A 17,641-nucleotide genomic window follows, 5' to 3' on the forward strand; every position below is an offset into this window, starting at 1 on the left:
CCATGCTCGATGGGGACGCGTGCCAACAGTGGCGAGATGGTCAGCCTTCGCCGGAATCTGGCCACACTCTCGTGCGGACTTGCCATCCGCCGTGACATTGCTATCGTAACGATACGTACCGTTTCGATGAAGGAGAGTCATGGCTGAACCACATTTTCGTGACGACGTCGGTAAGGGCGCCGTCGGCAAGGTCGCCGTCGTCACCGGCGCGGCGAGCGGCATCGGACGCGCGACCACCCGGTTGTTCGTCGAGCGCGGCATGTCCGTCGTCGCTGAAGACATCGACCCGCGGGTGGTCGACGAATACGCCGACATCGACGCCGTCGTCCCAGTGGTGGGCGACGTGGCGTCCGAGCAGACCGCCTCCGAGGCCGTCAACACCGCCGTCGAGAGCTTCGGCCGACTCGACACGCTGGTCAACAATGCCGGCACGATCGTGAACAAGGCCGTCATCGAGACCACGCTCGAGGACTGGAACCGAATCATGGCCACGAATGTCACAGGCGCGTTCCTGCACACCAGGGAAGCGATGAAGGCGATGGTCCGGCAAGGCCGTGGCTCCATAGTCAACGTCGGCTCCTACGCCTGTTTCCAGGCTTTCCCGACCATCGCCGCGTATGCCGCATCCAAAGGAGCGCTCGCCCAACTCACCCGCACCGCCGCGCTGGAGGGCGTCGGGAACGGCATCCGGGTCAACGCCGTCGGTGTCGGTGACACCGTGACCAATATCCTCGGTGACCCGGATGCGCTCACCGAGCACGGTAAGGGTGCGCCGATCGGCCGCGCCGCGGATCCCCGTGAGATCGCCGACGCCATCGCGTTCCTGGCCTCCGACGCGGCGAGCTATGCCGTCGGGGCAGTATGGATGGTCGACGGCGGCATGAGCGTGGCAGTTCCGAACTAGGACAGGGGGAGTCGTGGCATCGACCGGGGTGCGCCCACGGGGAACGGCGGTGACCGGCTCCATCCTGCGCGCGGCACGGGATTTGATCGAGGAGCACGGGCTGGACTCGCTCACTGCGGAGAAGGTGGCCGCGCGCGCCGCGGTCGGTAAGACCACGGTGTATCGCCGGTGGCCGAACGTATGGGCGCTGGTGGTCGACGCGTTCCTGGAGGACGTGAGTGCGCTGGCGCCCATCCGCGAGGGGGACACCGTCCGCGAGAGTTTCCGGTCGTCGATGAGGTCGCTGGCGCGCGCCTACCGGGGCCCGACCGGACAACTTCTGCGCGCGGTGATCGGCCGTGCGCAGGTCGATCCCGTTCTGCGGGAGGAGGTTCGGAACCGGTGGGTGGAGCCGCGCAGAGCCGTGGCGCGCGAACTCGTGCGGCGCGGCATGGACAGCGGGGAACTTCGCCGCGACCTGGATCCCGATGTCCTGCTCGACACTCTGTACGGACCGGTCTATCACCGGTTGCTCGTGCCCTATACCGAAGCCGGCCTCAGCGACGAGTACGTCGATCGTGTTGTCGACCAAGTGTTCTCAGGAGCCCAACAGCCCCATTGAAGCCGTGCGCGACTGAACCGGGCGGATCACCGGGGATCAGCCGTGCTGTGCGCGCCATTTGTCGAGCACCCGCCGGTCACGCTTGGTCGGCCGGCCGGCGCCACGGTCGCGCGCCGCGACAGGCACTGAAACCGTCGACGGGGGCGGGGGAGTGCGGTCCAGATAGCAGGTCACCGCGTCGGCTGCGCCGACCCGCTTCTGGATGATCCGGGACACCTGGACGATCCGGGTGATGTCGCCGACGCGGGCCCGCACCTCGTCGCCGGGAGACACCATCGTCGAGGGCTTGGCCTGGCGACCGTTGACCCGGACCTGACCGCCCCGGCATGCCGAGGCGGCATCGGGGCGCGTCTTGGTCAGGCGGACAGCCCAGAGCCACCGGTCGACGCGGGTGGATTCCATGGGGACATCATGAACCGCGCGCCCGGCTCGGGGCTACCCGTCGGTCAACCGACTTCGACGGGTACGGCCATCTCCCGGCCGCCTGCGCGGGCGGCGCCGACACCGGCGGCCACCACCGCACCGATGCCGAGCAGGCCCGCAATACCCGGATTCTGGTCGAGCAGAAGGAATCCGACCAGGGCCGCGAAGGCCGGTTCCAGACTCATCAGGACGCCGAAGGTCGCGGTGGTCAGCCGGCGCAGCGCGAGCAGCTCCAGGACATACGGGATCACCGGCAGCAACAGCGCCATCCCGAGGCCGATCAGCAACAGCTGGGGGGTCAGCAGCGAGAATCCGATGCTGTCGACGAAGAAGGTCGACACCAGCCCGGCCACGGGCATCGAGATCGCCAGCCCGTTGATTCCGGCGACCTGGTCGCCGACCCGCTGGGTCAGCAGGATGTAGACCGCCCAGCAGACGCCCGCCGCCAGAGCCAGGAAGGCGCCCTTCCCGTCGATGCCGCCGCCGAACGGATGGCTCAGCAACACGACACCGAGCAGCGCGAGGGCGGGCCAGAGCACCCGGGCCCGGCCGCGGCCGTGGAGCATCGCGATGGCAAGCGGGCCGAGGAATTCCAGCGCGGTGGCGGTTCCCAGAGTCAGCCGATCCAGCGAGGCCATGAACAGCAGCGAGATGGCGGCGGTGACGCAGCCGAGGACCACGCACATGCCGAATGTGCGCCAGGTGAAGGCCGACGGCCGGGGGCGCACGGCGATCAGCAAGATGATGCCCGCCAGCGACAGCCGCAGCCATGCGGTGCCGTCGGAGCCGATCTGGTCGATCAGCCCGACGGCGACGACCAGGCCGAGTTGGATGCACATCTGCGCGGCGATCGCCATCAGGACGCCGTTGCGGGCATGGTCGGTCGTCACTCGTGAATGCTCACGCTCGTCGTGTAGTCCCCCCGGGGTATCTGGCTCCGTCAGCCGGCGGCGCCGAGAATCTTGATGGCGAAGATCAGGGAGTCGCCCGGCAGGATGCCGGCGCCGGGCTGGCCCTGGGGGTATCCGTCGGCGGAGGTCATCGCGACCGCGACCGTGGAGCCGACGTTCTGTCCGGCGATGGCCTTCTGGAATCCGGGGATGACCCCATCGAGCGGGAAGTCGACCGGCATACCGCGCTGATAGCTGCTGTCGAAGATCGACCCGTCCCGTCCGTTGACGCCGAGGTAGCAGACCGAGACGGTCGCGGCGGGGGCGACGACGGGGCCCTCGCCTGTCTGCAGCGTGTGCACCGTGGTCTCCTCGACGCTGAACGGCGCCGCGACACGGACCAGCGGTGACGCCGTGTCCGTGGGCCCGGTCACCTCGACGCTGCCGGTCGCTCCGGGCAACGTCCAGTCCGGGGTCCCGTCTTCCTGCGGCGCTCCGGTCGGGCAGGGGCTGGCGGGTGCAGGTGTCTGGGCCTCCGACGACGGGACCGTGCCGGAACCGCACGCTGTCAGGGCAAGGGCGATTGCGGCGGCGGGGACGGTGTAGCGCAGGCGAAGGCTGATCATCGTCGCCACGCTACCGTGGCCTCCTGCCGGTCGGTGACCAGACCAGCGCAGACCGCGTCGACGTTTCCCGGTCGCCGAGTCGGGGCAGTGTGAAGACATGAGCGACGACAACAAAGTCACGGTGGAACGAACGATCACAGCTCCCGTCGATGCGGTATTCGACGTGTTGTCCAATCCGCAGCGGCATCCCGCGCTCGACGGTTCGGGATTCATCCGCAGCGTGGATCACGCCGACCGCATCCAGAAAGTCGGCGACGTGTTCACGATGAACATGCACGGCCCGCACATGGGCGGCGAGTACAAGACCGACAACCACGTATCCGGCTACGTGAAGGACAAGCTGCTGGCCTGGCAGACTGCCCCGGCCGGCACCACGCCGCCCGGCTGGGAATGGTTGTGGGAGTTGGAGTCCCAAGGCCCCAACGAGACCCTGGTACGCCACACCTACGACTGGTCGAAGGTCACCGACAAGAAACTGCTCGAGAAGGTGAAATTTCCGCTGGTCACCCAGGACCAGCTGAGCGACACCCTCGCCCGGCTCGCCGAAGCGGTGTCGTCCTGACCGGTATGGGCTGATGCGGACGCCCGTGTCCCGGGCCATCCTTGATGCGGGGACCGGTAGGTTCTCGGAACATCGTCGAGGAGTCGTCATGTCGCAACCACTGGTTCCGCCGTTCACCCTGGCAGGCGCCACCGCGAAGGTGCGCGCCGGGGAGAATCTCTGGAACACCCGGGACCCGCAACGGGTGGCGCTGGGCTACACGCCGGACAGCCGGTGGCGAAACAGGTCCACATTCCTGCGGGGTCGTGCAGAGATCATCGAGTTCTTGGCGGGCAAGTGGGCAGCCGAACTCGACTATCGACTGATCAAGGAGCTGTGGGCCTACGGCGACGACCGGATCGCGGTGCGATTCGCCTACGAATACCACGATGCCGATGGCCGGTGGTTCCGCGCGTATGGCAACGAGAACTGGGAGTTCGCGGCCGACGGCCTGATGAAGACTCGGCACGCGAGCATCAACGACGTGCCCATCACCGAGTCGGACCGACTGTTCCACTGGGACGACTCCGGGCCGCGCCCCGACGACCATCCCGGGCTGAGCGAACTCGGGCTCTGACCGAACTGCGTCCCACCGGGTGGACAGTGTCCGGTTGTGGCATCCCTTTGGTAGGCGCCGCGGACCAGGGCAGACCAGGGCAACGGTAGGCCGGGAGCTCCGGACGGTCAACGGGACTGGCTCCGGGGAGGTCTCGATCCATCGTCGTTTCGGACATAGGCTGCTGATGGCTTCGCCGTCGGCCCGGCCATCAAGAGCAGCACCACGGGATGAAAACGATGCAGTGGACGCATTTCTCCGTCATCACCGAAAGTGATCACCTGTGGCGGGTGGTCTTCGACAACCCGCCGATCAATCTGGTCACCCCCGAGATGATCGCCGAGTTGCCGCAACTGATCGACGAGATGGAGTCGGCGGACGAACTGCGCGTGGTGGTGTTCGAGTCCGCCGATCCGGACTACTTCCTGAACCATTACGACACCTCGCGAGTGGCGGAAACCCCGAAGAACCTCGGCAGCACCGGATTTCCCTTGGTGATCGACACCAGCGTCCGGCTGGCACGGCTGCCGGTGGCGTCGATCGCCAAGATCCGCGGCCGGGTGCGCGGCATCGGCAACGAGATCGCGTTGGCGCTCGACATGCGGTTCGCCAGCGAGCGGGCGATCTTCTGTCAGCCCGAGGCCGCCAGCGGCAACGTGCCGGGAGGGGGAGGGCTGGAGCATCTGCCGCTGTTGATGGGCCGGGGCCGTGCGCTGGAAGTCGCGCTGTCCAGCGACGACTACCCGGCGGATATCGCCGACCGCTACGGGTGGGTCAACCGGACCGTCGACGACACCGAACTCGACGATCTCGTCGATACGCTGGCCGCCCGAATAGCCTCATACGACAAAGAGTCCATCGCGGCGGTCAAGCAGCAGATCAACCGGCACACTGTGCCCTCGCCGGACGACCTGCTGTCGTCGCTGCAGATCTACCTGTCGTCGTTCGACTGGCCGGGATCGAAGCGCCGGCTGGCCGCTGCGCTGGCGGCCGGGCGCAACCAACCCGGGGACTACGAGATGCGCCTCGGGCACCATCTGGGCCGACCGCTGGATCCCGACGTGTGAGACCGGTGAGTTTTCGAGTCCTCGGCGGTCAGTACGGATATGACTGACGAAACCATGAGCACTGCGCTCATCATCGACGCGCCGGCCGAGGCCGTGTTCGCGGTCCTGTCGGATCCGTCGACGCACCAAGCCATCGACGGCACCGGCTGGGTGCGGGAATCTCTCAGTGGAGAGCCCTTGGCCGAAGTGGGGCAGATCTTCCGAATGGCCATGTATCACAAGAACTTCGGTGGCATGCATTATGAGGTGGCCAACCGGGTCGAGGTCTTCGATCCGCCTCGGGCTATCGCGTGGTTGCCCGGCGAAGGCGATGACGACGCCGACCTGCGGTTCGGTGGATGGTTCTGGCGCTACGACCTTGAGCAGATGAGCCCCCGGACGCGCGTGACGCTGACCTATGACTGGTCGGCGGTGCCGGGGATCCTGCGCGAGGAGATCCAGTTCCCTCCGTTCGATCCGCAGCACCTGGACAACTCGCTCAAGCACCTCGACGAAGTCGTGCGGGATCAGATGTGACGCAACCAGGGTCGGGACGGATCGCGGCGCTGCTGCTGCACCGGTGACCTGGGGCCCGAGGTGGGCCCGCGACGCAGGGCAGTGTCAGTTGATCTTCGCCGTCAGTTCGAAGCCGGCAAAGGTCTCGGATACCGCATTGCGCAGTTCGTCTTCGGTGTTCTGTCGACCCAGCGTAAAAGCGGAGACCTTGATGAAGATTCTGCCCTGACTTCGTCCGGAGCCCACGAACAAGTATCCGCCCATTCTCTCGAAGACGCTTCTCGTCAGCCCAGGGGTAACCGCTCGCATATCCAGATGGGTGGCATCCGTCCCGTCGGGCTGACTGGCCGCTGGAGGTAGGTCGCCGAGATTGGAGACGATGACCGGAAGGCTCGCACCGCCTTGCGCTGATGCTGCCAGCTTCCGGTTCAGTCGCACCGGCACCAGCACTGCCAACGGCAGCGTTGCCAAGGCCTCGTCGTCGGTGTTCTCCAACGACCTGAGGATCGTTTCGGTGATCCTGGCGTGGATCTCCTTGAGGTCTGTCAGGGCATGCGCCGCGGTGACTGAGACATCGACCTGTGTGAGCGCGTTGCCGCGGGTGTCGTTCTCCGTCCGCAGGGATACCGGAAAACGAAGCATGACCGTTCCGTCGTCATGGACCCGTCCTACCTGCACCGCGAGTCTGCACGCCACCGCCGCTACCAGCGAATTGCTGCTTATGCCATACCCTTTGGCTCGGAGATCCCATTCCATCAGATCGAGATATGCGGTAACGGAGGGCACTTCGACTGTTTCGTCGCCGCTGTCGCGGCGTTCGGGCCGCGCCGAATCCGACGTGGCCATCAGGTGTTTGCGATCGCGCCAGATGCTGCGGCCGGCCGCCAGGGCCGCGCGCCCAAGGCCTGGCAGATCTCTGGCGGTTTGGCCGAGGTCCTCGCGCAGCGCCTGTGTGAGGCGGCGCGATCGTGCCGAGGGAAAGCCCAGGTTCCGCGTCTGGCCTCGTGCGGCATCGGCGATGGCCTGTCCCAACCCGACCGCGTCGATCACGCCGTGCGAAACGACCAGACTCACCGCGGTTCCGCCGTCCTCCAGTGGCAGCACCCCCAGATGCCAACTGGGGCCCCATTCGGGATCCACCGGCAATCGAAGCCGCTCGTCTACCCACCGATTCAGATCGGCACGCCGCCTGGGTCTTTCGATGAAATCGATAGGTTCACAGGCGTCAGGGATCACCCAGCGGTCACGCGCGAACGGGAGCGGTGATCGTTCGATCCTGCGTCCCAGTAGCCCGTGGCCGAGATTGTGGTGAAAGCGCCGTAGTCCCTCGGTGTCGATCGGGCGGTCATACATCCACGTGACCTGGAATATCTGGCTGGGGACTGCACGCAGCATGCGGAAAGAGGCTTGGTCGACGTGGTCGAGCCTATTGTCGACCGGTCCGTCCGTGCTGCTGACCGGGCTCTTCGGTAGCGCGGGTGAAGACGGGTCGGTAACCACGTCCGCCAGGTGGATGGCGAGTGCTCTCGGCGTGGGGTGATCGAAGACGATGGTCGTCGGTAGGTTCAGACCGGTGCCGCGGCGAAGTGCATTGCGGAGTTCCAGGGCGGCCAGAGAATCCATTCCGAGCTCTTGGTAGGACTGGTCTGGATCGAGCCCGTACGGATCCGGATGGCCCAATGCGTCGGCGGTGGCCTCGAAGACCGCCGCGGTGAGGGTGTCGAGTCGCTCCTGATGCGGTCGGCCGGCCAGTGCGGCGGCGAGCTCGCGCTGCCGGACCAAATCGTCGTCCGTGTCGACCGACATCGGTGGTGTGTCGCCGGGCCGGACGCCGAACGCGTTGTACAGATGGCCGCGGCCTACCCCGTACTGGCGGTGCTCGAACGGGTAGGTGGGCAGCGCGACGGCGCGGACGCCCGCATAGAGAGTCGGCCATGCCGGACTGTGACCACGGTTGTGCAGATGGGCCACCGCGGTCGCGAGCATGTCAGCGCCGGAGCGGTCTCGTCGCAGTGTCGTGATCACCGTCGATCGGCCACGCCGGGCATCCTGAGCCAGGATGTCAGTGATTGCGGGCGCCATCACCGGGTGCGGCGAGACCTCCACGAACGTATGCTCACCCGATTCCGCCAGGGCTGCCACACGCTCGTGGAGATGAACCGGCTGTCGCAGGTTGCGGTACCAGTAGTCGGCAGTCATGGTCGAGGTGTCGAGAGGCTCAGGGGAAAGCTCCGGCCCTACGGTGGAGTAGAGCGGCACATCGCCCATCCTTGCCGTAACGCCGGCCCATTCCGCCATCAGACGTTCTCGCACACTGTCGATCTGCGTGGAGTGCGAGGCATACCCGATCGCCACCGGTCGGACCCAGATACCGTCGCTTTCACACGCGGTCGTGAACTCCTTGAGCACGCCGAGGTCACCGCTGACGACGGTGTGTGACGGCCCGTTGATTGCGGCGATGGTCAGTGCGGCACTCCAGGTTTCCAATCGTGGCCGCAGCTCTTCGACATTGAGCATCACCGACACCATTCCGCCGGCGCCGCTCAATGCCCCGCAGACCTGACCGCGCACCCCGACGACTTTCGCGGCGTCTGGCAGGGAGAGCGCACCGGCGATGTGTGCGGCTGCGATCTCGCCCTGGGAGTGGCCGATCACCGCGTCGGGAAAGATCCCGTGGTGACGGAGCACGGTGGCGAGCGCGACCGTCATGGCGAATATCGCCGGCTGGACGACATCCACACGGTCCACCGGTGGTGCGTCGGGCCGCTCGCACAGGACGTCGCGCACAGACCATCCGGTGTAGGGGAGTAGCGCCTCGTCACAGTCGTCGACGGCGTTGGCGAACACCGGATGAAGTTCGTAGAGTTCACGTCCCATCCCCGGGTACTGGCAACCGTGGCCGGAGAAGACGAACGTGACTCTGGTCTGACGCGGTCCCTGGTGATGGTGGCGGGTCAGCTGCCGGTGGGGTCGGCCGCCCTGCAGGGCATCGAGCGCCTCGAGCAGGTCTTGCCGGACGTCGGTGCTCTTCGCCGGGACGGTGACGGTGGCGCGGTGGGGATGGTGACAGCGCGTCGTGGCCAGGCTATGGGCGACATCGGTGAGATCGATGTCGGGATTCTGGATGAGGTGACGACGCAACCGGTCGGCCTGCGCCCGCAATGCCGCGGGGGTGCGCGCCGACAGCGGCCAGAGTGGGCCGATCGTTGCGCTGGGGCTACAGTCCGCGGAACGGACTTGCGCGGCAGGCGATCCGGGGGTGACGGCGGGGGCCTCACGCAGGATCAGGTGGGCGTTGGTGCCGCTGATCCCGAATGAGGACACGGCCGCGGTGCGCGGATGGGCGGTGCCGGGCCAGGGTCTCGTGTCGGTGAGTAGCCGGACGGTGCCGTTCGCCGCGTCGATGTACGGACCCGGGCGACGGGCGTGCAGGGTGGGCGGCAAAGTCTGGTGGCTGAGCGCCTCGACCATCTTGATGATTCCGGCGATTCCGGCGGCCGCCTGCGTGTGGCCGATGTTCGACTTGACCGAACCCAACCACAGCGGTTGCTCCGCGCTTCTGGCGGCACCGTAGGTGGCGATCACGGCACCGGCTTCGATCGGGTCACCCAGCGCGGTCCCGGTGCCGTGCGCCTCAACCGCATCCACCTGGTCGAGGGCGATACCGGCGCTGGCTGCGGCCTGGGCGATCACCCGCTGTTGGGCGAGTGCATTGGGTGCGGTCAATCCGTTCGACGCACCATCCTGATTGATCGCCGATCCCGCGATCACCGCCAGCACCGGATGGTTGTTCCGCCGGGCATCGCTGAGCCGTTCCAGCACGAGCACTCCGACGCCTTCGCTGAAGCTGGTGCCGTCCGCGTCGGCGGCGAATGCTTTGCAGCGGCCGTCAGGCGCCAGCCCGCGCCGGCGGGAGAACTCGGTGAGAATCGACGGAGTGGTCATCACGGTCACGCCGGCCGCCAGAGCCAAGGTGGACTCGCCGCTGCGCAGTGACTGGCAGGCCATGTGTGTGGCCACCATCGACGACGAACATGCGGTGTCGATCGTGATGGCCGGGCCCTGCAACCCCAGCAGGTACGCGATGCGGCCCGATGCCACGCTGGTGGACAGCCCGGTCATCGCATACCCCTCGGCGCTGTCGGATTGGGTTGCGCCACAGGGCTGCGACCATGCCCCGACATAGACCGCGGTGTCCGTGCCGGCCAACCCTGTCGGGTCGATCCTGGCAGCTTCCAACGCCTCCCAGGTGACTTCCAACAGCAGTCGCTGTTGAGGATCCATCGCGGCTGCTTCACGACTCGAGATCCCGAAGAATTCGGAGTCGAAGCCGCCGGCATCGGAAAGGAATGCCCCGGCCGTCACGTAGGTCTTGCCCACCGCATCGGGATCCGGATCGAACAGATCTCCCAAGTCCCAGCCACGGTCGGCAGGAAATCCGCCCACGGCATCCTTGCCGTGAACCACCAGATCCCAGAGGGCGGCAGGCGAATCGACACCGCCAGGGAACCGGCACGCCATTCCGACCACGGCCACCGGTTCGTCACGGCTTTCATAGGCGTTCGCAGGTGCGGCCGTGGCTGCCGGGCCCCGGGCCACGTGGCTGAGGTGGTCGGCCAGCTTTCCCGGCGTCGGGTGATCGAAGGGCACAGTGGCCGGCAGATCGAGGTCGGCGGCAGCCTTGATGCGATCGAGCATCTCCGTCGACTTCACCGAATCCAAGCCCAAATCCGTGAAGGTTCGCGCCGGGTCGATGTCCTCGGCGTGAAGCTCACCCAGTACCGCCGCGACGTGCGAGCAGACCATCTCGACGAGGAGTTCGTGTTCGTCTCGGCGTAGACGACGCAGGCGTTCGGTGAACCCCTGGTCGGTGGGACTCCGATCGTTGTCCCTGTCGCTCTGCTGTTCGGTGCCCTGGACAGGCAGGGCTATCCGTGTGAACCTATCGCCGAGATAGAGCTGCTGGCAATCCCTACGCCGCACCTTGCCGCTTGTGGTCAACGGGATGGAACCCGGCTGCACCAGAACCACATCGGTGACGCTGAGGTTGTGGGTCCTCGATATCGCCGCGATCACATCACGCCTGACGGCGGTTGCTTTTCGGGCCGCCTCGTCGCTGTCGCCGGGGACTTTCAGTTCGACGATGGCCACCAGTTGGTCGGTGCCGCCGTCGTCGTGGGCCGCGATCGCCACACAACGTCCCGGGGTGACCTCCTGGATCGTCGCCTCGATGTCGTCGGGGGAGTAGTTGCGCCCGTAGATGACCAGGAGATCCTTGATCCTCCCGACGATGAAAAGCTCGCCACCTGAGATGAATCCAAGGTCGCCGGTGCGTAACCACGGGCCCGCAGGAGTATGCTTTGATGCGTCGACAATTGTTGCACTGAAGGTTCTTTCGGATTCCTCGGGCTTCCTCCAGTAGCCGTACGCCACATTGTCACCGGTCACCCAGATCTCACCGACGGATTCGTCGGCGCATTCAGTGCACGTTTCGGGGTCGACGATGCGCACCACCGGCGACTGTGGGACCCCGTAACTGACCAACGGCGTACCGTTTTTGCCGAGAATCCGGATAGCCTGGCCGGCGGCGAGACCCTCGGGGTCGAAAACGATGCTGACCGGTGCTTCGCCCGATTCCCTAGTCGCCACATACAAGGTGGCTTCAGCGAGTCCGTACGAGGGCCGTATGACCTTCGGGTCGAGATTGAACCGGCTGAACCGCTCGACGAAACGCTCCAGTGTCGCGGTATGCACGCGCTCTGCTCCGGTGACCACACCGAGTACGTTGCCGAGGTCGAGTCCGGCGAGATCGTCGTCCATGGTCCTGCGGGTGGCCAACTCGAAGGCCACGTTCGGTGCAGCCGAGAACGCGCGACCGTTGTCTGCCAGCAGTTGCATCCACCGTGCGGGGCGTTGCAGGAACGACAGCGGGTCGGTCAGCACAGCGGGTACGCCGGCCAGTATCGGTATGCAAATGCCCAGCAGCAAGCCCATGTCGTGGAACAACGGCAGCCACGAGACCACCGTTGTCTCCGGTGGCGGCACGCCGTCGTGCGCGTCGAGATAGGCCCCCATCATCTGGGCGACGTTGGCCTGAATATTCTTGTGCGACACCATGACGCCCGCCGGAGTGCGGGTCGACCCCGACGTGTACTGCAGATGCGCGACACCGCGCGAATCGTCGAAGTCCTCGGATCCCGGCCCGGAGTCGGCGACCAAGGCGCCCAGATCGATGACGGGAGGCGCGGCCCCGCCGAAGGCGCAACGCACGTGGTCGGCCAGGCCCGTCGCGTGGGAGGACGTGGTCAGAACTGCCGACGGCGAGGCGTCGCGCAGAACCGCGCCGACCCGTTCGTCGGCCGCACCGCCGTTCGGCTCCGACAACGGAACCGCGATCAGTCCCGCCTGCAGAGCCCCGAGGAACGCGGTGACGTACTCCAGTCCTTGCGGGGCGACGATGACCGTCCGGTCGCCCGTGGAGCCACACGACTTCAGTTCACGGGCGACTCGCGACGCTCGCCGATGCAGTTGCGACCACGTCAGGCTCTCAGTGATCCCTGTGTCGTCTCGGATGTAGTCGACGAACGTGAACGCTGTCTCGTCAGGCCGTAGCCTGGCGTGCTCGCGCAGCGCTGCAGGCACCGAAATGCCGCCCGCAGCTAACCTGCCGTCCCTGGTACGCGGCGATCGAGCCACCCACAACCCCCATAGCTGTCATCCTTTTCCGTGCCCCCACGTGGATGTTTACGTAGTCGTCAATACGTGCTGGTTATCTAACCACATAGTTGCTATCGCAACGAGTCAAAACGATCTACCGCGCGGATGCCGCAGTCAGGATGCTCGCCGCACAGGCGCCGCGCCACGTTTGCTCGAGTGCGCCGTCACCTCGGCGCCGCGTTACTCGTGGATCAACACTGCCGAGGAGCGCGGGAACAGGATCGCGGGCCCCAGCCACCGGGAGACGAAGCGGCGCAACGGAACACCCGAACGCGGCGACTCGCCGGGATCGGACAGCATGGACTGCACTGTGCGCAGCGTCATTTCGGCCAACTCGTCCAATCCGTCGCCATCGAAGCCATGCAGCTCCCAGTCCACGTCGAGTCTGCGGAAGAACGACGAGCAGAATGCCTTTGCCGTATCGGAGGTCAACGAGGTCGCGGCCGCCCCGTCCTGTCGCCGCGCCAGCAGGCTGTCCAGCTGCGGATCACCGACCAGCTTCTCGACAGCGAAAGCGATACATTCGACGACGGCATGCACCGGATCGTGGACGCCCTGGACGCGCTGCACCGCCTGGTCGATGAAGCCGTCGACGGCGCGCATGGCGCTGGCGATCAGCAGCGCATCGGCGTTGGGGAAGTATCGGTAGACCGTCTGGCGTGTGACGCCGAGTTGGCGTGCGACGTCGGCCAGATGGATCGCGGATCCGTGCTCGGCGACGACGTCATCGACGGCGTCCAGGATGCGGTCGATCGCCTCCTCGTCGGAGGTGGGTGTCGCGCCCGCCCAGCCGCGGCTACGCATCCGCGGTCACGAACTGGTCGCTGGTGAACTCGATCGGAAGTGTTGTCGGGCCGGTCATCCCGAGAAGAGATTTCCACGGAGCAGGACCGGACCGATGGACGTGCGGAAGACGGCGGGTGAGCACGACGAGCGCTTCGGCCAATTCGCGGCGGGCCAGGTTGGCTCCCAGGCAGTAGTGAGCGCCGCCGCCGAAGGTCAGGATCGGGGGAAGGTCGTCGCGGGAGATGTCGAAGCGGTCGGCATCGCGATAGATCGCCGGGTCCCGGTTCGCGGCGAAGGTGTTCACCAGGACGAATGTCCCCGCCGGGAACAGGTAGCCGCCGAATTCGACGTCCGTACTCGCAGCGCGTGGAACGATGCTCGCCGCCGGCGAGTGGCGCATGCTCTCCTCGACCGCTTGCATCGCAAGTTCGGGCTCATCGCGCAGCTTCGTCCATTGGTCGGGGTGCTCGCAGAGCACCTGCACCGACGCGGCCAGTTGGTTGCGCGTCGTATCCGTTCCCGCCATCAGGAAGCCGGCCACCAGCATGCGAAGTTCGTCGATGCTGAGCCGATCGCCGTCGCTTTCGGCGCGGATGAGTTCGGACAGCAGATCCTCGGTCAGGTTGCCGCGGCGGGCCGCGACCATGTCGTCGACGTAGGCGTCGAGTTCGCCCCAGGCCTTCATGATCTCGGCCTCGTCGAAGTTGACGTCGGGCTGGAAGTTGAGTGCTTTGAAAACCTCTTCGGTCCAGTCGGCGAACAGGTGCCAGTCCGCGCGCGGCGCACCGAGAAGAGCGCACATGATCGGGGTGGGGTAGGGCCGCGCGATGTCGGTCACGACATCACACCGACCGGCGTCCATCACCCGGTCGACGAGTCCGTTGACGACCTCGCGGATGGTGTCCTGCAGATGTGCCGTCGCGCGGGGAGTGAACGCCTTGAACACGAGTTTGCGCAACCGGATGTGAGGAGGGCCGTCCAGGCCGAGGAGACTGTTGGCCAGTTTGTCGTACAGCGGCCCGGACGTGATGCCCTGCGCTGCCAGGGTGATACCGGGTGGCAGACGGAACCTGTTGTCGCGCAGCATATCGCGGGCCAAATCGTAGGACAGGATCTCCGGCCCTAATGGGCCCATCGCGATGGGGGCGCGCGCCTGGGCCTCCAGCGCGTCGTCGAGGATGTCGTGGGGACTGGCGGTCAGGCCGTAACTCAACGTGGGGAGGTCGGCTTCGAAGACGTTCGGAGCGGTGCTGGCCACGGGCATCGACGGCTCGACTTTCGCAGGTGCACCGGACGGCGCAGACGGACGCTTGAGGCATAAGCGTATGACCACACCAGATAGAGGTCAATGAAAAAGCCGAAATATGTGGACGATGACCGGCGCGACCGGTCGTGAGGTCATACGTTGTGCGATCGAACGTCTAATGGTCGAGGAAGTGCCGGATCGGTTCAGCCTGCGAACGCCCGGAACACCGACAGGCTGTCCTCGTAGATGTGGTGACGTGTGATCAGCCCGTTCTCCACGGTCACGTGCAGCGCGAATGCGGCGTCGTAGCTGCGCCCGGTCGGTTCGGCGGTGTTGTGCAGTTCGCCGAGCACGACGGCATCGTCGCCATCGACCAGCACCGAAATCACCTCCGCGGAACTCAGTCTCGCGATGTGATGGTCGGCGATGAGCCGAAAGTGCTCCTCGACGCCGGCACGGGTGGACCGCTGCCGGATCCAGGGGGTGACGTTCGCGTAGTCGCCGGCCGGCCAGTTCAGTTTCCACGAGATCTGTTCGGCGTAGAGCTCAGCGATGTGTGCTTGGTTTCCGGACGCGATACGACGAAGCAATTCGTTGACGGTCCCGCGGGTGTTCACGACACGAGTCTGGCAGTCCGATGACCGCCGGACCATTACCTCTCAGGTCATCCCCGGCCCATTCCTGCCCGTGAAGCGGTCCGCGGGCGGACACTTGGTACATGTCCACTGCAGTTTGGATCGTCATCGCGGTCTTCGCGATCGGGACCATCGCCGGAGGGTTGCTGCGGATTCGGGCCTGGCTGCAGAAGCCCGCGCCGCCGGAGATCATCGAAGCCGCGCACCGTGACGACGACGAGGACGACTGACCTCACGGGCGCGCCCAGCCGCGGGGGTCAGCTGCGGTCGCGCCAGGCGATCACCTGCTTGAGGGCGGCGAGGTCGAAACCGTTGTCAGCGGTGAGCTCGGTCTGGAACAGCGTGACACCCGCCTCGCGGAACGCATCGGCGCTGTCCTCGTTCTCCCAGAGCGTCGATCGTTCGATGTCGGCCCCGTTGCGGCCGAACGTCGCCGCCAACTCGTCGACGCGGTCGGTGGATCTGCGGAACGCGTCGAGATCCTGGAACGCGTGCCAGATGTCGGCGTGCCTGGCCACGGCCGGCAGCGAGCGCTTGGGTCCCGTGCCGCCGATGAGGATCGGCAGCTTGCGCACCGGCGGCGGAATCAGGGCGGCCAGCCGCTTTTCGATACGGAGCAGGCTCTCGTCGAACAGATCGAAGCGTGAGCCGAAGGTGCCGAAGTCGTATCCGTAGGTGGTGTAGTCCTTTTCGTACCATCCCGCGCCGAGACCCAGAATGAGCCGTCCGCCGCTGATGTGGTCCACGGTGCGCGCCATGTCGGCCAGCAGGTCGGGGTTGCGGTATCCCACGCCGGTGACGAGAAGACCGATTTCGGCGTGTGAGGTGATCTCGCCCCACGACGCGAGCGCAGTCCAGCCCTCGAAGTTCGAGACGTCGGGCTGCTCGTCATACATGACGGGTTTGCCGTCGACGATGGCCTCCATCGCCGGGCGGTGGAAGTGGTCGTAGCCGAGGATGACGTCGACGCCGAGGTCGTCGGCCGCCAGGACGGCGTCGCGCCACGTGGCGTAATCGGGTGTGCCACCGGGCTGGATCTGTACGGCGACGCGGATGGGACGGGTCATGGAATCTCCTGGGTCGGGGGAGGGCGACTCTTCAGCCAAGTCATCGGGTTGGGGGGTTTATTCCGAATCCGCCGAGCGGTTTCACGGCCCATTTCACGGCTGCGCCGAGGACCCGCAGATCCACCGTGCGGGAATGCCCCACCGGACAGGGCTGTTCTACCGACTCATGACGACCGAACATCCGTCGGGTGCAGAGTCGGCTCTCGTCATCGGTACTGGTGAGCTCGGCGGCAGCGTGGTCGGCGCGCTGACACAGCGGGACGACCCGCCGCCGGTGACGGTGTTGCTGCGACCGTCGGACACGCCGAGACACGTCCGCCTGCGTGCCGAGCTCGCTGCAAGTGATGTGGCAGTGGTGGAGGCCGATATGGCCACGGCGACGATCGGTGAACTGGCGGCGATCTTCGGCCGGTTCCACACGGTGATCAGTTGCATCGGGTTCGCTGCGGGTCCGGGAACGCAACGCAGGATCACCGAGGCCGTTCTGCAGGCCGGGGTTCGCCGATATCTGCCGTGGCAGTTCGGTGCCGACTACGACGCGATCGGGCGCGGCAGTCCGCAGGATCTGTTCGACGAGCAACTCGATGTCCGTGACCTGCTGCGGGCCCAGGACGTCACCGACTGGGTGATCGTGTCCACCGGAATGTTCACCAGCTTCCTCTTCGAGCCGGACTTCGGCGTGGTTGATTTCGCCACCAACACCGTCAATGCGCTGGGCGGTTGGGATAACGCGGTCACTGTCACCACCCCGGAGGACATCGGCGTATTGACTGCGGAGGTCGTGTCGGCCCGGCCACGCATCGCGAACCAGGTCGTCTATGTCGCCGGTGACACGATCACCTACCGCGAGCTCGCGGACATCGTGGAACGGACCCGAGGCGTACCGGTCACCCGCAGCGAGTGGACGGTGGCGCGATTGCTCGACGACCTCGCCCGAGACCCCGACGACTCCATGCGCAAGTACCGCGCGGTGTTCGCCCAGGGCAGGGGTGTCGCGTGGCCGAAAGCCGTCAGCTTCAACGCATCTCGTGGAATCCGCACCACTACCGCGGAGGAGTGGTTGCGGAAGCACCTCGGCGCGTGATGG

16 protein-coding genes are annotated in these 17,641 nt (G+C 66.2%); 8 read left to right on the forward strand and 8 right to left on the reverse strand.

The window, feature by feature from the left end; genetic code table 11:
* Positions 1 to 139 precede the first annotated feature (139 nt).
* Positions 140 to 904 carry an SDR family NAD(P)-dependent oxidoreductase gene (locus tag BST38_RS12475; protein ID WP_083143626.1) on the forward strand — a complete coding sequence of 255 codons (765 nt, stop codon included), beginning with the start codon at positions 140 to 142 and terminating at the stop codon, positions 902 to 904.
* 49 nt (positions 905 to 953) lie between these two features.
* Positions 954 to 1,505 (forward strand): TetR/AcrR family transcriptional regulator, encoded by a 552-nt coding sequence (locus BST38_RS12480; RefSeq protein ID WP_237160770.1) that lies wholly within the window; start codon positions 954 to 956, stop codon positions 1,503 to 1,505.
* 36 nt (positions 1,506 to 1,541) lie between these two features.
* On the opposite strand, the gene BST38_RS12485 is transcribed toward BST38_RS12480, so the two are convergent.
* The 3 genes from BST38_RS12485 to BST38_RS12495 are packed head-to-tail and all read right to left on the reverse strand — an operon-like array spanning position 1,542 to position 3,444.
* Positions 1,542 to 1,907: an Hsp15 family ribosome-associated heat shock protein gene (locus BST38_RS12485; RefSeq protein WP_083143628.1), complete on the reverse strand. Its 366-nt coding sequence runs from the start codon at positions 1,905 to 1,907 to the stop codon at positions 1,542 to 1,544.
* A 44-nt stretch (positions 1,908 to 1,951) separates the two neighbouring features.
* Entirely contained in the window at positions 1,952 to 2,818 is an 867-nt protein-coding gene (locus BST38_RS12490; protein ID WP_181792047.1) for an EamA family transporter, read from the reverse strand.
* Positions 2,819 to 2,868: 50 nt separating this feature from the next.
* Positions 2,869 to 3,444: an FKBP-type peptidyl-prolyl cis-trans isomerase gene (locus tag BST38_RS12495; protein ID WP_083143749.1), complete on the reverse strand. Its 576-nt coding sequence runs from the start codon at positions 3,442 to 3,444 to the stop codon at positions 2,869 to 2,871.
* A 97-nt stretch (positions 3,445 to 3,541) separates the two neighbouring features.
* Between BST38_RS12495 and BST38_RS12500 the strand changes: the two genes are divergently transcribed.
* From BST38_RS12500 to BST38_RS12515, 4 genes are all read left to right on the forward strand, one after another.
* The gene (locus BST38_RS12500) at positions 3,542 to 4,006 is read left to right on the forward strand and encodes an SRPBCC family protein (RefSeq protein ID WP_083143629.1); all 465 of its coding nucleotides are present in this window, start codon (positions 3,542 to 3,544) and stop codon (positions 4,004 to 4,006) included.
* An 88-nt stretch (positions 4,007 to 4,094) separates the two neighbouring features.
* Entirely contained in the window at positions 4,095 to 4,562 is a 468-nt protein-coding gene (locus BST38_RS12505; RefSeq protein ID WP_083143630.1) for a nuclear transport factor 2 family protein, read from the forward strand.
* Positions 4,563 to 4,771: 209 nt separating this feature from the next.
* Positions 4,772 to 5,608 (forward strand): enoyl-CoA hydratase/isomerase family protein, encoded by an 837-nt coding sequence (locus tag BST38_RS12510; RefSeq protein WP_083143631.1) that lies wholly within the window; start codon positions 4,772 to 4,774, stop codon positions 5,606 to 5,608.
* Positions 5,609 to 5,647: 39 nt separating this feature from the next.
* A complete protein-coding gene (locus BST38_RS12515) occupies positions 5,648 to 6,124 on the forward strand; it encodes an SRPBCC family protein (RefSeq protein WP_083143632.1) in 477 nt (158 codons plus the stop codon).
* Positions 6,125 to 6,208: 84 nt separating this feature from the next.
* Here the strand turns inward: BST38_RS12515 and BST38_RS12520 are convergent, their stop codons facing one another.
* The 4 genes from BST38_RS12520 to BST38_RS12535 all read right to left on the reverse strand — a co-directional run bounded on the left by BST38_RS12520 (position 6,209) and on the right by BST38_RS12535 (position 15,469).
* Positions 6,209 to 12,745 (reverse strand): type I polyketide synthase, encoded by a 6,537-nt coding sequence (locus tag BST38_RS12520; RefSeq protein WP_272818847.1) that lies wholly within the window; start codon positions 12,743 to 12,745, stop codon positions 6,209 to 6,211.
* A 255-nt stretch (positions 12,746 to 13,000) separates the two neighbouring features.
* Positions 13,001 to 13,624: a TetR/AcrR family transcriptional regulator gene (locus BST38_RS12525; protein WP_083143633.1), complete on the reverse strand. Its 624-nt coding sequence runs from the start codon at positions 13,622 to 13,624 to the stop codon at positions 13,001 to 13,003.
* On the reverse strand, positions 13,617 to 14,870 hold the full coding sequence (locus BST38_RS12530) for a cytochrome P450 (protein ID WP_083143634.1): 1,254 nt from the start codon (positions 14,868 to 14,870) through the stop codon (positions 13,617 to 13,619). The genes BST38_RS12525 and BST38_RS12530 overlap by 8 nt, the downstream gene beginning before the upstream one ends.
* A gap of 185 nt (positions 14,871 to 15,055) precedes the next feature.
* Positions 15,056 to 15,469 carry a nuclear transport factor 2 family protein gene (locus BST38_RS12535; RefSeq protein ID WP_237160771.1) on the reverse strand — a complete coding sequence of 138 codons (414 nt, stop codon included), beginning with the start codon at positions 15,467 to 15,469 and terminating at the stop codon, positions 15,056 to 15,058.
* 101 nt (positions 15,470 to 15,570) lie between these two features.
* Between BST38_RS12535 and BST38_RS29010 the strand changes: the two genes are divergently transcribed.
* Positions 15,571 to 15,717 (forward strand): hypothetical protein, encoded by a 147-nt coding sequence (locus tag BST38_RS29010; RefSeq protein ID WP_110781737.1) that lies wholly within the window; start codon positions 15,571 to 15,573, stop codon positions 15,715 to 15,717.
* Positions 15,718 to 15,744: 27 nt separating this feature from the next.
* Here the strand turns inward: BST38_RS29010 and BST38_RS12540 are convergent, their stop codons facing one another.
* Positions 15,745 to 16,554: an LLM class F420-dependent oxidoreductase gene (locus BST38_RS12540; RefSeq protein ID WP_083143636.1), complete on the reverse strand. Its 810-nt coding sequence runs from the start codon at positions 16,552 to 16,554 to the stop codon at positions 15,745 to 15,747.
* 166 nt (positions 16,555 to 16,720) lie between these two features.
* Here BST38_RS12540 and BST38_RS12545 point away from each other — a divergent pair, with 166 nt between their 5' ends.
* Entirely contained in the window at positions 16,721 to 17,638 is a 918-nt protein-coding gene (locus tag BST38_RS12545; protein WP_083143637.1) for an aromatic alcohol reductase, read from the forward strand.
* The last annotated feature ends 3 nt before the right edge of the window (positions 17,639 to 17,641 follow it).

It is taken from the genome of Mycolicibacterium parafortuitum (assembly GCF_002086815.1).
Taxonomy (GTDB): Bacteria; Actinomycetota; Actinomycetes; order Mycobacteriales; family Mycobacteriaceae; genus Mycobacterium; species Mycobacterium parafortuitum.

Bases quoted from the DNA above. Each gene is read 5' to 3' on its own strand.
- BST38_RS12475 (WP_083143626.1), top strand. From the start codon at position 140: ATGGCTGAACCACATTTTCGTGACGACGTCGGTAAGGGCGCCGTCGGC.
- BST38_RS12485 (WP_083143628.1), bottom strand. From the start codon at position 1,907: ATGGAATCCACCCGCGTCGACCGGTGGCTCTGGGCTGTCCGCCTGACC.
- BST38_RS12495 (WP_083143749.1), bottom strand. From the start codon at position 3,444: ATGATCAGCCTTCGCCTGCGCTACACCGTCCCCGCCGCCGCAATCGCC.
- BST38_RS12500 (WP_083143629.1), top strand. From the start codon at position 3,542: ATGAGCGACGACAACAAAGTCACGGTGGAACGAACGATCACAGCTCCC.
- BST38_RS12505 (WP_083143630.1), top strand. From the start codon at position 4,095: ATGTCGCAACCACTGGTTCCGCCGTTCACCCTGGCAGGCGCCACCGCG.
- BST38_RS12510 (WP_083143631.1), top strand. From the start codon at position 4,772: ATGAAAACGATGCAGTGGACGCATTTCTCCGTCATCACCGAAAGTGAT.
- BST38_RS12515 (WP_083143632.1), top strand. From the start codon at position 5,648: ATGACTGACGAAACCATGAGCACTGCGCTCATCATCGACGCGCCGGCC.
- BST38_RS12525 (WP_083143633.1), bottom strand. From the start codon at position 13,624: ATGCGTAGCCGCGGCTGGGCGGGCGCGACACCCACCTCCGACGAGGAG.
- BST38_RS12530 (WP_083143634.1), bottom strand. From the start codon at position 14,870: ATGCCCGTGGCCAGCACCGCTCCGAACGTCTTCGAAGCCGACCTCCCC.
- BST38_RS29010 (WP_110781737.1), top strand. From the start codon at position 15,571: ATGTCCACTGCAGTTTGGATCGTCATCGCGGTCTTCGCGATCGGGACC.
- BST38_RS12540 (WP_083143636.1), bottom strand. From the start codon at position 16,554: ATGACCCGTCCCATCCGCGTCGCCGTACAGATCCAGCCCGGTGGCACA.
- BST38_RS12545 (WP_083143637.1), top strand. From the start codon at position 16,721: ATGACGACCGAACATCCGTCGGGTGCAGAGTCGGCTCTCGTCATCGGT.